The sequence below is a fragment of the Pedobacter sp. AC402 genome (assembly GCF_979252805.1).
On sequence record NZ_CEEDAI010000009.1, the window covers coordinates 1093213 to 1111157 of the forward strand.

The window sequence follows — 17945 nt, forward strand, 5'->3', positions numbered from 1 at the left end:
TACAGGCTTAATTCTACGATAGTTATTTATCGATAAGTTGATCGGCAATCTGGTTTACACCCTTACTGCTCAACTGAATATTGGTCAGGTCTATGCCTTGCTTAGTTTTGATCTGGTCAAGAAAAAAAACATATGTTAAAGTATTCTGTTGTTTGCCAAGAATAGCGAGGTGGGACAAGTATTTAAACAGAGCATTGATCCCGATGGTCTTTTGAAGGACAGAATCCGGCATGCTCCATTTCTCTCCGAAGCCTTCCTCGACTGCTTTGAAAAAGTTGAGGATAACTTTAAAAAGAACATTTTCCTCCCGATTTATGTAAAATTCTCTAAGTGGTGCAGGGCGCCTTGTTTTTGTAGGGTAGGGCTCCAACGGCAGTCCATTTAGCACATCAGACTTGTCCTTTTCTGCCTGTTTGATATCCCCGGAAATCAAAAAGATTATATTTTGCGCAATGGTACTCTGTGTGATAACCCCTTTATAAAACTCGTTTGCCTTGCCAAGGATTTTGATCTTGTCTTCCAACGGACTGTTCTCACTTTCGTTAAGCATTTTTAGCAGATCGTTTGCAACCTTATAGGGAGTGGGCTTCTCGCTGATGCCGAAAAGTTCATAGACCAGGCTTGCACTAACCTTTGTCTGTTTGCCGTTGATCACAGCAAATACCTCTGCCTGGCGTTCTAGGGTTTGGTTCATGAAGATGGTTACCGGTAGGTCAAATACCTCCTGATCGCCAAAACTTTGAAAGGCCGAAAGGCGATGTTGACCATCTATGATCTGCGCGACCCCATTCTCTATTGGAAACACTAGGATATGTGAGTCCAGACTTTCATCGTTTGGTAACTTACCTAATATGTCATTGTTATACACAGGGAGGTTGTCTGCCTGCGAAAGACTTACCTTAAAAGGGATCAGATCCAAGAACTCTGAGGGAAAATTTATAATGATGGATGTGGGGAAGGTAGCATAAGGGTTCTCTGTTACATATTCGACCAGTGCCTTCCTGCGCTCTTCAGACACAAAACGCTGGATACCCCGATATTCCTCTGTACCATCCTCATTTTTGGAAACTAGGATCCTAGGTTGACTGATTGCAATTTCATTTAATACGCTCCAAGTCATGCTGCATACAAAAAAATCCCCTATAGGTTGGCTGATTAGCGAGCCAATTGCAATGCCGTATCTTTTGCCTTCAATATTGATGATCTTCATACCTCTATTTTGGTTTTGCTTTTTGGTGATTTGTCTACTGTTGCATCTGCTCTTTCTAATCTGATTTTTTGCTTGAATTCTTCAAACTCAACGTAATTTTCAAAGGTCAGCACCAAGGAGATAATAAATGTTATTATCAGCACCACAAGCGATATGGCTAGAATAAGACAGATATGTCCGACCGATCTTGGTGTCGAGATCTGACAGTCCATAAAAATGGCCAAGAGAATTATATAAATTATGATTGCAACGACATTGAAAAATCTGTGTCGCTGCTTTGCCCCTTCCTTAAAATCATGTGTCTTCCAAAAATAGGTACAAATAATTCCTATGCACAATGAGATCATACTGCCATCTCCAAAAAACCCTATTTGGGCCTCATTGGACATTTGAAGAATTTCTACAGTTAGGATTATGTACGGAAGAGTGGGTAGCACAAATAGAATGATGATGTGCGTAAGAAAGTCCATACGCTTTTCGGACCAGAGATAGGAGAAAAACAATGGAAAATCCCTAATGTTGATATCGAGCATATTAGATAATTTTTTAATCAGTCGCTTGTTAGTTCGTTATACGTTATTTGTCATTTTGCATAAGTTTCCAAAAGGGCATGTCCTCAATTAGCATTGGTGGGGAACCACCAAGATTTACCACACTGTGGTGCTTTTCAAGTTTTTTAATGATCTGGACGAGCTGCTCTTTCTGGTTTTTATCCGAGATGGAAAATAGGGAATCTATATCTTTTACCTTCACATCATTTACTCGGTGAATGATCCAGGTTAAGATATACTGGTCGTATTCATTGTCACCTGTAGAAAAATGATTCAGAAACTGTGTCGAGAGGATAGTACCTACTCCAAATTCGCGTCCTTCTTTTAGAATCTTTCTCAACGCCATGAAATTCTTGCTGAGGAAATTGTCGGCTTCATCTACCAGGATCATTTTGGTAAGCTCACGAAAATTCCCCTTTATCCTACTATGCCCGTTCTTTTGCATCTGTGAGTAGAATGCGTCCAAGGTTATCGCTACAACCAAATTTTGGATATCTGCACTATATCCAGATAGATTGATTACTGTTACACCGTCAATAATATCAAAAAGTGATTTTGTTTTTGACGAGACCGGCTGAAAAATCTCAAAATCGGCTAGTTGGCTCAATGCGGCGTGAAGGCTATCTACAGACCCACTTTCATCGTTCAGGTAAAGTTCGCAAACATCGGAAATTGTTGGCGGCACCTTAGTCCAGGTTTCCTTTCGCTTTTTATCAATACCCTTGTCCTCATAAGCACGCATAATTAAATCCTTCAATAGCGCTTTCTGCTTTGTTCCAAGGCCAAATGCATTAGAAATAGTTTCTTGCAACGTTGAGGCAATATGAAGTGGAAGTAGATCAATTGGATCATCGTTCAGGTCAATTGCCAAGGGGTTGTAGGGCAGATGAAACAACTTATGGACATTTGCTCCTGTCGCATCTATAAAAGCATCATTTATATAGTCGCCCTTGTAGTCAAATATCAGGATGCCGATCGGCTTACCGCCTACATTGCTTTCGCTTATCCGGCTAAGCTGAGTTATTACGGATTTGGTAAATTGAGTTTTCCCAGTTCCCATTGTCCCTATAATACCAGTGTTGGTATGCATTACTTTCGCTGTATTACTAGGTTCCCATAAAACACCTGCTCCTGAATTTATATCATCACCAAAATATATCCCTATATCACCCTGTCCGCTCTGTTCAACAACATCGTTAATCAGTTCTTCCGCATCAATCTCCTCTCCCTCAACAATAATCTCCATATCAGTGGGAGGTTGTTCCTTATCGGGAATCACCTGTGAAGGTTCGGCACCCATTGACTCAACATGCGCCAACCGGTTTTTCAGAAGCATCGAAGTATCGATCGAATGTTTGCTATCAAGAAGCCAGCTTTTGATCTGGTCGACGCTTTTGACCAGAGAATTGTATCCATCCGATTCAAACAAGGTTAGCAACACACCATCATCATCTTGATCAAGTGACCGAGTTATAGTGGAATTGCTAAATGAGATAACTGCATAGTTACCTATCAGAGAGGATAATTGTCTCGATACTTCGAATTCATTATTCATCAGCCGTTCACGGTAATCAGTAAATATCTTTTCCCAGGTTTGCGCATTCCAAATGTTATAGAATTTCATTTTGGCTGCGCTCACAATCACCAGTTTGGCAAAAAAGCTCTTATAGAACTCCTGGCGAAAGCCGAGCTCTGGATTTTGTAAGTACTGATAGAGCAGGTGGAAGGTTTTTTCTGCCTGGTCGATCGCATGTCCAATAACAGCTGAATTATTATTGCCGATCTTGACCTCTACAGGCATAAATTGAAGTTTTAGTACCCCGTTAACCTCGTAAACACCGACCATCAATAAATCATCGCAATGTTCGTTTTTTGATCCTAAGTTCTTTGCAGAGAAAAGTCCTTCGGATCTACTCAGACCTGCACCGCCTGAAACCCGGAGAATTTCTTCTAGCGACAGAGCAACCCAGATTATTTCAGGATGATCGTAAAATGCTAGAAAGGTTCTAACTGCAGAAGGCAGGCTCAATTTTTCCTTTTGCATATTGCTATCTTTCTTTCCAATCAATTTCAGCAACCATTCGCCGTTGATAGCATTGTAGAGGTCGATAAGCTCCCTAGTGTCGGATTTTGCGTTTTCAACATTCTTTTCTTTCAGTATCTGTTCCAACAAAAACTGGTATTGACCTGATTTTCTTGTCACTGTAATGGCGTCGAAACCACTTGCGCTACTATATTGATCACTGTAATGTACTATGATCACATCATCATCATCCTTGAAAAATGAAAGGTCAAAATGGGGATCAACAAAGGTTACCCATTGGGAGTGGTCATATAAATCGTTGAGAGATTTTTTAATACTGGAATCTATATAGGTGCAAATCACCTCGTTACGCTTGAAAGGATCTTTGGTAGAAGATACAAGGGCAAGCTCATTATAGGCCTTAACTATACGGCTTAGGCTATTGGTATTATGGTTATACTCTGAACCATATCCAGTTATATAAACCCCATCTGATAGTTGGGAAGGCACATCACTTAATAAGCCATCTAGGCTTACACCTGAAGGAATCTGTCTGCTATCACGATAGGATACCTTAAAGCTTTCATTTCCGAATTGGTAAAATGTAAGATGGGCATAGTTGGAATTGTTTTGCTTCCCGTCAGCATAGAAGTGCACATTGGTCCTGAATGCATTTAACAGATCATCAAAATCAAACAGTTTAGAATTGGCACTAATGTCAAAGGCTTTTTCCACATCTTCTTTCTCGAAGAGATGGGCCATTTTTTCAAACGTTGTGACGTAATGATCAGATCCATTTATATAGAGATCAATCGGTCTCAAGGTATGTATTGCGACCTTTTTGCTTACCTGATCCTTGTAATAATCAAAAATGCCTTGCAGAACCTGGAGACAGTCACCCATATTAAAGACGTTGATCTTCAGTGGGGCGCGTTTGTCGTGAGAAAACAAAAACGAAAAGTTCTCTATGAACTCAGCGATCTTGTTATTGACCAGGTTTCGGATAAATTCCCTTCCTCCGAATTGCTTAAAATGAAGGTCGTTGCTGAAATATAACCACTCAGGAGAATGATTGTTTTCCTTGCTCGCATAAAGAGATGCATTCGAAGGATCCAATGGATTCTCCCATTTGAGGTAGGGCATCAGATTTAAAGGGGTAAGTTTTTTAAGTATGGCGTCATAAAGCTCAGACTTTTCTACTTGAGAGTTAAGTTCTAGCTGGTATGCCAACATCAATGGATGTAGTGGTGAGAATTTTACGATCCTAGCTCCAGCCGTTTCCTGGACAGTGCCTAGCCGTATGAGATCAGAACCGCTTCCATCCAAAAGAGGCTGAAGTTCGGGTAATTCCTCCACTTCGGTCAAAAATGCATTAACATATTCCTGGACAGCCTCTCTTAATTCTGGAGCCATAAAGGCCAAACTTGGTAACAGGTCAGCACCCGCTAATAACTGAAAATATTTATTATAGGCAGATGTTATCCCTGCACTAAGTTTCAGGGGTAAAGGCGTCACCTGTCCTTCTTCAGACTGGACCCATGCATGTCCGCCTAGCTCGAGGATCTGTCTCTCGAGCAACAGGTTCGTTCGGAAAGAATCTCTTACTGTATATTCAACATTTTTAAAGGATAATTTAAATATTTGACTTTCTTTATCGTATTTATATCTGAAACTGTCTTCATAAAGGCGTTTATTCTGCCAAACTTCCCAACCTTTTATAGGTGTTGGTAGGTTTAATTTTTGTCTCACAAGGACATCGAGCTCAAGGTGCTTGTAATTCAACGCGAAATACAGTTCGTCCTCTTCGTCCTCATTTGTGAAGACAAGAGATGTACTTTCCTCTCCCAATTCTACTTCGTCACCACCTGCAACGGTTACTTCTATTTTTTGAGAACTTCCTACGTTGAAAATTATCGATTCTTGGTCGTCAATGACAAGCATTCCTTTGTCGCTCAAAGAATAATTCGCTGAAAAATGCTCTAGAAAGGAATGGCCGGTGTTAAGTACCCATATTTTAAATTTAAAGCGGTTGGCAGTTGTTCCGCCATCATAATCCAGATTTAAAGTATTACTATTATAATGCTCATCCTTTAACGTCAGTTTTATGAACCGTCCAGATTTTTCTGCGTGAATGCCTGCTTCGTGCTGCTTTTGAACCTTTATATTTCCTTTGAGCCTACTGTCGAAGGCAAAAAAAACATTTATAGGATAGGCGCCAAAGGGATTAAAGACGATAATATTCCTGTTCCTTTTCCCTGCAGTGGATTCATAGAGTGCCTTGTCCCAAATTACTATGCCTTCCGATGATGATCGGATATCTGGACCCAGATATTTTATAGGTGCATCCTTTTCTTTCTTCAGAGCATGTTTCATGATATCCGCATAGTCAAGCAGCTTCCACGATTCGTCTTCGATACGGTCTATGATTAGTTTCACACCAGTTAAGCTAAACTTCTTTTCAAGCTCAACAGCCGGGTCACTAAAGTTTATTATAGATTCAATAAGTTCGAAAAGTAAGCCATTTTCCTCTATTCGAGTGCGTATTGTTTTTGAGTCGGTAATACTTGAAAGTTCCTCTTGCGGAAAAATCCCGAGTGGGGCACAATCCACAGCATTGAGATTTCCCTGTTGTACGACAGTAACGATTGGCGCAAGATCTAAGATTGAGGCATTATCTTCTCTCAGTCCGATAGACATTTTAAATAAACAGCTTTCAAGTATCGCTTTCTCAGAACCACTTAGTTTTGCGGAAGTCAAAATCCTTTCCTTGAGTTTTTTCGAAAAAAAATCAAAGTTGAATGGCATTCCTGCTTTTGTTAGATCTCCGCTACCTCCTATCAGACTGTCAAGCTTGCCACTGAACAGTATGAGGATTGCTTTTGACCTGAATTCGTCACTTTGCGCTGCAACCTGGTTCCTCAAAGTTGTAAGGAAATTTTCTGTAACTTCTACATTTGAGGAAACGATCAAACTGATTCCTCTGAAATCTAACTGACTGGAATGATAGACCTTAGCATCCGTTGTATGCTGATATGAGAAATCAGAGACTATAGCGATATTGGGGCCGCAAAGTTTGCTGTTTAAGGCTATTAAATCCTCTTCCCTTTCTAGGTAAAGAAAATAGCGGTCACCCGCGTGAAGCTGGCCCTCTCGCGCGAAAAATTCCAGAATACTATCTGCTATGTAATTATAAAATTGGTCTAATGTACTGTGCATCTCCGCTATCGCTTTTTTTCTCTATTAAATTGATTTTTTCAAAAATGGCTAGAATAGCCTGTTGGGTTAGATCATCAAAGAAGATTCCTCTTCGATTAAATTCGTTCCATAAATCTTTCAGTCTCATGCGCTGCTGATCCTTAACACAAAGTTTGGTTAGAAACAGGAGCATTTCGTTGCTGAGGTTTAGGGTGTAACCATTGTTCCCTCCCCTATTTTTGAGAAAATTTTCTTTGCAAAAAGAAATAAACCACTTTCCGTAATTGTTTCGCTTTGACTTCCTGTCGGACTTTTCAAACTGGTAATCAACTTTCAGAAAAACCTTATACACAAGGCTTTCCAAATCATTCTTTAAAACCAAAGTTTTTTTACGATTCTCATAATATTCCCCAAATCCTATCCAGTCTATTTTTTCGAAATTATCCGAATAAAAATCCATAAGCTGTTCTAGGTCTGACGCTATACCGGTACTGGATGATTCATCTAGTGCGCTAAAAAATTCCGCCAGTTCTGTATAACTTTTTCCCGTATCGTGTAAATTAATTTTTGGGATACGGTTGACGAGTTCTAGAGCAACTGTATGTGAAAAAAGCTTGTATATTTTGGATTCCAATAGTTTCCAACCTAATTCATTCGTCCTTCTTGACCGGGAAACCGACTCTCCCTCAAGAGTGAAATAAAGTTTGTGTTCTTTATCTTCGAAAAAATCACCCAGCCTGAAAACAGCCTTGGTGAGGTAAGAAAAATAATAGAACTTTAACAGAAGGGCGCTTTCTGCGAGAAACATTTTTTGATCACCGTATAAATATCTAAAATCCTCGCTAAAAGTCTCAATAATACCAGCGTCCAACTTGTGATAGTTTTTCTTTTCACCCGCAGTTAGTTCTTTGTTCGGCCCGTCTACTAACTGGGGAAGACTTTGGTTCATCAACTCATGAAAAGGGTGTTTTTTCGAATCCGTATGCCCAACGATCAGCCTTTCAAGTGCATCATCAAAGAAGATATTGCGGATAAAATAACTGATTTTCTTCAGCCCTATATCTTTGTTTTCCCAAAAGAGATAATACTGGGCACGGCTCCCATATTTTAGCAGGCTATCATCTTTAAAAAACATGGATTCGATGATTGCCCGAAGCTTTGCAGGTTCGGTTTCATCAAAAATAGTTAACGAAACAGCTTTCCTCAAAATTGCAGATTTAAGTTGGGCCTTGAAACCGCCATCCAGATTGTCCTTCTCTAGGTCAACAGGCATGGATTTATCGGAGATCTCACGAAGGCAATAACCTACACATCCATCAAAAGTTCTAAAATCATTTCGCAAACTCTTATCCAAACTATCAGCAAATCCAGTACTAAATGGCATTAAAGCAATCTTTTTGCCGTCAATATTGTAAAACTGGTTTTGCCTTATGAAACCTGTCAGGTGTTCTGCAGGAATAAATTTATTGTCCATGAACATCTATATTTTAGAAAACTCAAAGTCACCGTAATCGCCCAAACGCAGTTGATAGTCCAAACTGCGCCCGAAATTGATCTCGTCAACAAAAATTTGGTCGTCGTTAGAATCTTGTAACATCAACGTTTCAACCATAGCAACAAAATTTATAAAACTGCTTCTGTCAATTTTGTTTGGGCGATAACCTTGTTTGACCTTTTGAAGAAGCATATAAAGCGAGTAATCAACATTGACAAAAGCAACATTTTTTCCAGCATCTGGTCCAAAAAAGCTAACTTTTACCTCTGTAAGAAATTGGTGCAGCTTATCTTTCGCGATTTTCTCTGAAATGGCAGGTAAAATCGGCTTTGGATTTAGCGTCCTAAATAGGCGATAATTGGAATGTTTAGAAATATTGGGAAACATGATCTTATCCTTTTCCAAGGTACTCCCATTCCAAATGAGTACTGCGGCCTTAACCAATTCGTTTATTTCTCTAAGGCCGGGTGCATCTTTAGTATTATAATAATAAAGAGCCTGTGCAAATAGGTCGAAATAATCGTCTTTGTACAAATCTGATCCCGGTGAACTAAAGTAATTGAGTCTGAGATAGGTTTTAAAACGGGATTCGAGGATTGACAATTCCGCACCCAGGTTTCTTTTGAGAAATATCGGTAAATTTTCAAAATCAGCATTAAATAGGTGAAGTGGATCTAGGCTCGTATATATAGTCGTTGCCTTTTCATCCAGCTGCTCATACCTTCTAATCGCCGGATCGAGTTTATTGAGTATTGTAAAAATTCTTGAAAGTTGTGGATTTTCGAAAATATAGTTTATCATATGCTGGTCTAGACGCGCAGCAGCGCTGTTCTGTCCGACAACTTTTTTGTGCTCCTCAATAGATAGTCCAGAGAGGCTGTATGGTATCAAAAGATCATAGATAAAACCAAGTATCTGGCGAAAAGAAATTATAACTTTTTCTTTAAGTATACACTCTACCAGCAACCTCGACAGGGTCTTGATATTACTGAAATCGGCCAAGAACTCGTAATTAGCAACAATAGGGCAATCTACAGTCCACTCCTCTTTTTTTAAACTTTGATACGCTTGGTACAAGGGATTCTTAGCATCATTTGCTACAATTTTCGAGAACAATTTCTCGAAAAGTTCGGGCTTAACACCGGCTTTAGTAAGTTCATAAAAATGATGATTGGTAAAGTTCACTACCTGGAAGTAGCTTCCTGGGATGAAGGCATCCTGGAGCTGAAACTTTTCAGGGTCTATTACACCTTGTTGATCCACAAAATCTCTTAGTTTTTTGAAAGCATTTCCACGTTCTTCTAAAAAATTGCTGAGCGTCCCGAGATTAATAGCCAAAATCCATTTGGCATTAATTTTACCAAGGTTTTCGTCGGAGAAAGGTTCGAGAATATGACCTAGTGTATCGATACACGTTTGATCGGGGCTAAAGCTCTCTGTAGCATCATTATGCATTTGAAACTGTCCGAGACAGCTTGCAATCAGCGGCTCTTGGTGTAATTTGGAAAGCAAATGCGATTTTCCATCTCCAACATTCCCACAAAGAAGTACCAGTGAGGGGCCAGAGGTATTGGCAGACTCTAAAATTATATTTTTAAGATCGAGCTCCACCTGTCGCTCAATATGGAGATACGATTTAAAAGCATCTTCGTTTTTTGAGGAAGCATCTGCTACTGCCTCTTTTGAAGATTCTTTTAATTTGCTTAATTCAAATACTATTGGGTGAACACTGTTCATGAGAGATGCAGTTAAGTTAGCTATTAGGTTATTTTTCTTTCATTAAGCCAAGTAGAAGAACTATAAGGGTACGAGTCCCTTATCGATCTTATTTGCAATAAATTCAAAGCCGGTCGTATTGTGGTTACTTTCGAACTCGATTGAAAGCAACTCCAAACCGTCATCGACATGCAACTTTATATATCTAACAATATCTTTATCAGATGAGTAAATGCCGTAATGCATACAGATAAGAGCAATATAGTAATCGGTGTAGTCTCCAAATAATACTTTTTCGCTGTACTCCTTACCGCCAGCATCGGCAAGATCCTTTATGTCTAACTTTCTATCAAGGGATAAAGAATATGCAATTGCGATTCTTGCGATAACATTCTCGCTTCCTAGAGCAAGTTTATTAGTAAGTAAAGTTACAACCTCCTTATTTGCCTTTGATGTTTTTATATTACTGAACATGCATATTGTTGTTTAAATAAGTATCGAACAGCTGTACAGGATCAACTTGCTCAAAGCCAGAATTATATTTATCATTTTGGCGAATGAGATATGCAGACCCAACTTTCCCAAGCATCCAATTATACTCCTGTACATTGAGTTCCTTTTCCAGCAAAGGGAATAGAACGACCTGAGAGGAAAGATTTGGGTAGAATTCCATCACTATGTTCTTAGAGTGTTCTTTGTCAAACTTTTGCAATGGACTATCTATAAATACCGGAAATTTTATATTTGATTCATCGACCAACGCCTTTAGCAATGCTGTTGCATACAACTGTTGTTCACCCTTTGATAACAGCTCTTTATCTATAAACCTACCCTGATTATCATACAATTCGATATCTATTAAATCTCCTTCAATTACGACGTTCACCCTGGTTACGAAATCCGCCTTATGCATAAGGCTATTTAGCTCAGTAAAGATATTACGTTCCAAAGAGCCTTTTTTCTTGTTTTTTAGCTTTTGAATGAACAAATCCAGTTTAGCGATCAATCTATGGGCAGTCTGGTCTTTTTCTCGATCGTTGTCTTCAATCTCGACTTTCCGGCTCAGCTCAGATACCTGCCTTGATATTGTTTGAGATTCAATTTCCAAGTGTTGCTTCAATGTTTCAATATTAGAGCGCTCAGTCTCAAGCATTTTTATTTCATCATCTAGACGCTCCTTTGACTTTCTAATATCCGCAATCACAGGATCCTTACCTTTAGATTCCGCATCTATTAGTTTACGGTTAACAGTATAGAAAACTGATTGAACTCGTTTTTGATCATTCATTAGTGATCTAAAAGTTTTGCTATATGAATTCTTAAGCTGCTCCACAACCACATAAAAACGTTGTTGCTGATCTGGATTAAAGTTCAACAGCATGTCGACTTGAACGTCTCTATCAGGGATCATATTGGTTTTCACAAGCTCGATGATAGACGCCTTGGATTGCTCATCCAGATTTGTTAGCCCCTTAGCTTCGGCAATCGCTTTCGCCACCATTTCAAACCTGCTCTGCAACAGTGCTGATGCTGTAGGGCTATTGCTATTTTCTAATTCAATTTGCGTTTTTACAGCAAGCATTTTTTCCGAAAGCATTGCAAAAGGTGCCAATTCGAGAAGTTCGTTGAAACGACTCCGTAGCTTAACCATATCGGCAGACAAAAGTATCTTTTCTTCTCTCAGCCTCTTTAATTCCTCCAGCGTAATTGCACTTCCTTCCCGTATGAGTTGTTCTTGATAGCGATCGGCTGTAACTCTTTTAGAGTGAATAGATTCCTCTATTTCTTCAAGACTATCATTCTTATGAAGGATCAATTTCTTATTCTGCTCCAGGTGCTTGGTATGCTTTTCCAAAGTAGCTTTATCACTTTTAACTGCAGATTTTTCTCGGATCCTATAGCGCATCTGTTCCAAACTAGATTTCAGATCGGTATATTTCTTTATTCCGAGAACCTCTGCATAAGCCTGGCTTAAATATCGCTTTTCTTCAACTGTGTTTATTTCGGCAAGTGAGACAATTTTTTCTGCATCAAAAAAGAAAAACTTGGCTATTTCTTTCGGAAGGATAAAATCATTAATAAATATTTCAGGACCGACAGTCTTAGTTAGCTCATTTGGCCTACCATCGATCAAAATTTCCACCGATTCACGGTGATTGAGGACATTGTAAGTACGCTTGATCTCAATTTCCTTACAAGCAACTGAGGGGATCATTAGATTCTCAAGCCGAAGGCTCACACTAAACGAGGTGATCTCATCAATTTCCCGCTGCAATTTCTCTCTCTGTGGCTGGTTTACGCCACTGAAATTATCTTTCAAAGCATTTGTTCTTTCTATTGCTTCAGAAAAGGATAGCCTATTCATGAGTTTTTCACAATACCTCTTGTATCCGCCAGATTCCGCAATATCTTGACGATATCTGTCATCGACATCTACCATTAGTTTCCCATACAATCCCCAAACCAATGACGTAAGAAAGGATGTCTTGCCGAATCCATTGTTACCAGAGATAACTGTAATGTTTTTATCCTGATCAGTTGAAAAATCAAGAATGTTATTTCCTCTATATACCCTGAAGTTCGTTAATTCAATTTGACTAATAAACATTGGCTACTTTTTCAATTTTATGTGTCTCTCGATATGGTTTTCCAGATCATTCTGCAACCCGTATTTGCTTACAAGGATGAATTTTGACTTCTGAACTTCCAACATTTCATTTACAAGATTAAAATCTTCATCATCATTGAAGACCTGCTTCAATATTTCCTTTTCGAAGACGTCCTGAACATCAAAATCCCGATCATCCAAATCCGTACCGTTTACACTGTTGTAAATATCAGCAACGCTAAAACGGAAGAGGGAATCACGATGCCATGTTACCTGTATGCCGACAAGCTCCTGAGCATTGATAAGCACCAATTCTGGTTCGGATTTTTGCACTTCCTTTTGGGCTTCCAACAAAACCTTCAGCATATTAGCTCTTTCTTCCTCAATATATGGACCCCAGGTCTTTTCATCCTCTATATAGCTCCCCCTTCTCTTTGTGTCTCGAAGTTCCCGCTTGTTTCGGTTATCCTGCAACATGTCGCGAAAGTCAGCTAACGGCTCCATCCATTCCTCACCGTTATCGATCAATGCAGCCATTGACTTATCTTTTGCGACAACTGTACATACCCAACACCCAAAACGGCTATTTCCACACGATGGAGTAGTGGTATCAATAACTAAAGGACAGTCTCCACCACTAGCATTCCTATACAGGGTTACCAATGCCCGGTTGGTTCCTCCCCAGCCTGGATCATTTTGAAGAAGATAATGCCAAACTTCTTCGGTTTCAACATCCTTAATTAAAGCAAATACATATGCATTTGGCAAAACATGTTTGCGTAGTCGCTCCCCTTTGACTTCGTGCTTTTTTATACTTTTTGCACGGTTTACACTTTCGGCACTTCTTGTACCAAGTAAAATAATAACCTCACCTATATCCGAAATCTTGCTTTTTATAAACTCAGTAGTCGGATTTATTTTCAGTCTCTCCGTACACCACCTAAAGGTATTATTCGGTGCAGGATAACCCTTACCAATTAAATTTACCCAGAAACTCTCTTCTAACCGAGGGGTTGTTTCATGTACGGTAAGAGGAATTCCCTGTCTTACAGCCTCCGTTTGTATATTGTGCAGGGTTACATGTATGAATTGAGCAATTTTTGGATTTTCAACCAATGTATCATTACATACAACATGTATTGGCCTGCTCCTTAAAATTGGATCTATTTTGCTAACTGTGGACCAAACCAATTGCAAGAGCATCGTTGAGTCCTTTCCACCACTGAAGCCAATGATCCAAGGTCGATTGTTATCGTCCGCTAAGTATTGCTCAAAAACCTCGTTTTGCAGGAACTTAATATCTAAAGCCATATTGTTTCAATTTTTCTGAAAAATGTGCTTTACTTGCACATAAAACCTGTAAAACAGAATATCAGTAAAATAAAGGTATTATTTAATTATAGGTAACAAAAGGGCTATTTATCCACATATAGACATTTCTCAACATACCCTTTGACTGATAGAGATTTATAAATTTGTTGGTCTTTAAATATTACATTCTGATTATCGCACGGCGTTAGATTACTTGGCAATTTAAGTTCGTAAACGTGCAAACGCAACTGCAACAAATAATTTACGCGCTCTCTTCCATTTAAGTCATATTGAAATAGGTCTTTATATACGCTATAAACTCGTAAAAACCAAGGGCTGTTGTCCAAACCGGCTTATTGATATATACTGCACTTTTTTGACTCTCTAGTTTTACGCTTAAATCTCCTTGCTGATCCATACGGCCAAGATTTTCTTCCCAGTTGCGCATGCGTTCCTCAAGATCCTTTCCTATGGTTACCACAAATTTGGAATTTAATATGAAGTCAGCTTTGGTTGTTAGTTGTCCCTGGGGCCTACTGATCACGCAAAGCGCATAACTTCCACTTTCCGAAACTGCTGTTTGTCCCTGCTTTATCGACATATTTACCGTTTCCTTGAATTCAACGGCACTCTTAATTTCAATAGCGTATTCCTTATCCTGAACCCTTAGGATAAAATCCTTTCCGTCATCAGGATTCTCCGGCTTGGGAAATGTTGGACACGCCTCAGATAATGCTTCCAAAAAAGCATCCTCTGCTGCATCCCCTACATCTTTTCTCCAACGGATGGCTTCAGCCTCATCCGCCAATTCTTTGGCCTTCTGAAGTAATGAATTTGCGTTGCCAATTATCTGAACGGCTTCGTCAAGAGCTTTTATCTGCAAAGCAGAAAGATTTATCTTATCAAGAATTTCAAGGTCATCAGCAGATTTTTTCAGATTGAGTAATCTGCTGAAGGTATTTCCCCCAAAGGCCTTAATGTATAGGATTGGTTTTTTTTCATTAAAAAGAGGAAAAAGTCCAGCACCATTATGATTTTCATCTATCCATTTCTTCAATCTTAAAAACAGATCTTTATATGCCCCATTTTCTTTAACCTTTTCTTCAGAAGCTTGATCCCTAAATAAACCATCGATTTCATCTGTCAGCAGCTCAATTTTAGCTATGCGCAAATTTGAATTTGAAATACCTGCGTGAATAAGGACCGTATCAGGATTTCCCTTCCCGCAAAAATCTGTGTAAATAGCCTTTATTTCGTTATCAAAATCAATGTTACCGCCCTCCTTATACAAATCCTCGCTATATATCCGGAAGATCCCGTCCCTGGTTGGAAAGATTGCAAACTTCAGTCCCACATCCTTATTTTCGTCATTTCTAAATACAAAAGAGATAAGTTCATTTAGCCAAAGAAATCCCGTCTCAGTATTTCCATCGAAATATTTAGTAAAAAACTGGTCAACATCAATCGAATTTTCGACGAGCAAACAAACATATTTCAACGCCCATCTTTCTGCGGGTTCCCACGAATAGTCTTCATCGAAATCGATTGAAAATCGTTCCCCGGCTAAGTTGGGAAGCAATTGGCTTATCAAGCTATACCAGATTTCCCTTCTTTCCGCTCGAGAGTTTTTAAAAGTACAACAAATGTCTACTATTGCCTGGATCTGGCCATCTTCAGCATCAGCGGGAGACAAATCGCCAATCTGCTTATTGAGATCGAGAAGAAACTGTTTTGTATTAAATTCTGCGACAAAGTTGGCAATGAAATCCACCGGCAAAAGCTCCTCTTCCAAATTTCTTCCGAACTTTTTTGAAATGCTTTTAAACCTTGGATGTAGATTTCCTTCGTGAGCTACCTGGTTCTGATTTTTTAAACCATTTGCTTGATTTGGATACAGATTGTTTTCAATCGCCAACCGCTCTTTGGTCGACATTTCTAAGTAAAGTATCAATTTCTGTAACCAAGCGATCCTATCGGCAACTATCGGGAATCTCCGGAGCAAAATATCTTCTGACTCCAGTTTTGCGACTAGATCTTCGATTGCAAAAAGTATTCCTGATGGCCAGGCCTCCTTTTGTTGGTTGATAATTTTTATCCATTCGATGTAGCTGTTTTCGTCAGGACATTTATCCGGCAAAAAAGCACTCACTAGATCAAAGAAATCTGAAACAAACGGAGTTTCCTCAAAAAAGAATATGGCTTTATCAATACAAATATTATCACCCTCCATTGTTCGGACAATCGCTTTGGACATCAGCGCTTCGCGAAGTGGATTTTGCACTTCGTTTTGGAACCAGTCACGACCATAATAAAGATCGAGGTTAGGCGGAAAGCCGCTTTCAGCGAGGTGGTGAAGATTATCAACTTTTGCTTTTATAAGTGCATCAAGGTAACCAGGGAAAATGCCGGTAAATTCCCTAAAACAATCCCTATTCTTTTTCGCTTTTGGATCAAGCAACTCATCTGTTGTTTCCTCGGACATCTTAGTCCTAACGCCGTCCCTTGGCTCGGTAGGCTGAAAGTTCTCATGCTGCATAACTACAGGAAGGAAAAATTCTTCTGAGCCGATCAGCGGAAGCTCCTTGAAAAGATGCGCTCGAAACCCAATGGGCCTCAGTGAATACCCCTCTCCGTCGAATGTTACAGGGGATGCAATTTTGAGTTCTCCGAAATCTTTGAAGAGGATACCCGTGCTAAGCTGTTCTTCTCGGTTCTCATCCTTGAGATGAACAAAGGAAATATCTTCGATTGCTTGTTTGTTTTCCTTAATCGATAAAATCTGAATATCACCGTGTTCCAAGAGTACTTTCTTGATTTGGGGATTTACCATCATCGTAAATGGCAGGTTTTCCATGAGCTGTCTTAAACTTGATGCGGCGATATTTTTCGCAGTTGGAGAAAGTCGATAACTAAAACAGTTTTGTCTATTGAAAATTGTTTGGGCATCAATTACATCTATCTCCCGGATACGCTGGAGGCTTATGCGGATCGATTGCATCATCTCCTCCAAACCTTCTGGATTTCGGTCGAGAATAAGCTCGAAACGCCTTTCCCCCTTCAAATTGACATGTACACCCTGAATTGTGACAGTTTTGTTGAGAAGGTGTGAGGTAACAAATCCTGTTCCGAATTTACCTGCATTTCCTTTCGCCCCATCTAATGGCTTTGTCGAAGTTTTCCTTGTTAAAGCCAAAAGGTTGCCGGTACTAAATGGCTCGCCATTGTGCTCGAAAGCAAATAGATCTTCCTTAAGAGAACACAAAATTTCTATTCCACCCCTTCCCTCATCTCGTGCGTTCTGCAACAGTTCCCATATCCAACGGTAAAGATGCTCCCCTTCTAAGGTGTTCAGCCTTTCGACCTCATTTATTAGGCTACGTGCCTCAGATTCTTCTCTTTGTTGATCGAGCTCCCTATCTACATCTGATTTTGGCTCATACTTACTTTCGTACATTTTTGAGATTAATTAATTTAGTTTTTGCCAAAGTACAAATAACTAATTTTAAATTAAATTGAAGCCAAATTTTTCAATACCTCCAACTAGGTAAAATTCTAAAACACAAATGACTGTCTTTGAAAATGGACAGAGCAAAGTCAAAAAACTCGTAGAAAAAATCAATCTGCACATTCTGAAGGGTTGACTATAAAACTGAATGAAGAGCTAAAAAGGGTTCCGTTACAATTAAAGGAAATAGGAACAATCCGGTTAGAAGATTGACCATTCCAGAAAAAACAGAACTATCTTTATCAATTTATTATCAGTTTTTTCGGGTGGTCAGTCTTAAATGAAACGAGCTGACCTTAATTTCCAAAATAAGTTGGTAACTCCTAGCTAA

8 protein-coding genes are annotated in these 17945 nt (G+C 39.3%); all 8 read right to left on the reverse strand.

From position 1 onward, the window contains the following. Positions 1-22 precede the first annotated feature (22 nt). The 8 genes from AC0IWE_RS15590 to AC0IWE_RS15625 all read right to left on the reverse strand — a co-directional run bounded on the left by AC0IWE_RS15590 (position 23) and on the right by AC0IWE_RS15625 (position 17563). Complete coding sequence (locus tag AC0IWE_RS15590) at positions 23-1210, reverse strand: DGQHR domain-containing protein (protein WP_471793780.1); 1188 nt, start codon at positions 1208-1210, stop codon at positions 23-25. Between the two features lie 576 nt (positions 1211-1786). Continuing rightward, entirely contained in the window at positions 1787-7000 is a 5214-nt protein-coding gene (gene dptH, locus AC0IWE_RS15595) for a DNA phosphorothioation-dependent restriction protein DptH (protein WP_471793781.1), read from the reverse strand. Then, positions 6972-8453, reverse strand: a complete 1482-nt coding sequence (gene dptG / locus AC0IWE_RS15600; RefSeq protein WP_471793782.1) for a DNA phosphorothioation-dependent restriction protein DptG — start codon at positions 8451-8453, stop codon at positions 6972-6974. The genes dptH and dptG overlap by 29 nt, the downstream gene beginning before the upstream one ends. A 6-nt stretch (positions 8454-8459) precedes the next feature. After that, positions 8460-10211 carry a DNA phosphorothioation-dependent restriction protein DptF gene (dptF, locus tag AC0IWE_RS15605; protein ID WP_471793783.1) on the reverse strand — a complete coding sequence of 584 codons (1752 nt, stop codon included), beginning with the start codon at positions 10209-10211 and terminating at the stop codon, positions 8460-8462. A gap of 60 nt (positions 10212-10271) precedes the next feature. Beyond that, positions 10272-10664, reverse strand: coding sequence for a DndE family protein (locus AC0IWE_RS15610; RefSeq protein ID WP_471793784.1), 393 nt, complete (start codon positions 10662-10664; stop codon positions 10272-10274). After that, positions 10654-12798: a hypothetical protein gene (locus AC0IWE_RS15615; protein WP_471793785.1), complete on the reverse strand. Its 2145-nt coding sequence runs from the start codon at positions 12796-12798 to the stop codon at positions 10654-10656. The genes AC0IWE_RS15610 and AC0IWE_RS15615 overlap by 11 nt, the downstream gene beginning before the upstream one ends. A gap of 3 nt (positions 12799-12801) precedes the next feature. After that, entirely contained in the window at positions 12802-14109 is a 1308-nt protein-coding gene (dndC, locus tag AC0IWE_RS15620; protein ID WP_471793786.1) for a DNA phosphorothioation system sulfurtransferase DndC, read from the reverse strand. 280 nt (positions 14110-14389) lie between these two features. After that, entirely contained in the window at positions 14390-17563 is a 3174-nt protein-coding gene (locus AC0IWE_RS15625) for a sacsin N-terminal ATP-binding-like domain-containing protein (protein ID WP_471793787.1), read from the reverse strand. Positions 17564-17945: the final 382 nt, after the last annotated feature.

Bases quoted from the DNA above. Each gene is read 5' to 3' on its own strand.
- AC0IWE_RS15590 (WP_471793780.1), bottom strand. From the start codon at position 1,210: ATGAAGATCATCAATATTGAAGGCAAAAGATACGGCATTGCAATTGGC.
- dptH (WP_471793781.1), bottom strand. From the start codon at position 7,000: ATGCACAGTACATTAGACCAATTTTATAATTACATAGCAGATAGTATT.
- dptG (WP_471793782.1), bottom strand. From the start codon at position 8,453: ATGGACAATAAATTTATTCCTGCAGAACACCTGACAGGTTTCATAAGG.
- dptF (WP_471793783.1), bottom strand. From the start codon at position 10,211: ATGAACAGTGTTCACCCAATAGTATTTGAATTAAGCAAATTAAAAGAA.
- AC0IWE_RS15610 (WP_471793784.1), bottom strand. From the start codon at position 10,664: ATGTTCAGTAATATAAAAACATCAAAGGCAAATAAGGAGGTTGTAACT.
- AC0IWE_RS15615 (WP_471793785.1), bottom strand. From the start codon at position 12,798: ATGTTTATTAGTCAAATTGAATTAACGAACTTCAGGGTATATAGAGGA.
- dndC (WP_471793786.1), bottom strand. From the start codon at position 14,109: ATGGCTTTAGATATTAAGTTCCTGCAAAACGAGGTTTTTGAGCAATAC.
- AC0IWE_RS15625 (WP_471793787.1), bottom strand. From the start codon at position 17,563: ATGTACGAAAGTAAGTATGAGCCAAAATCAGATGTAGATAGGGAGCTC.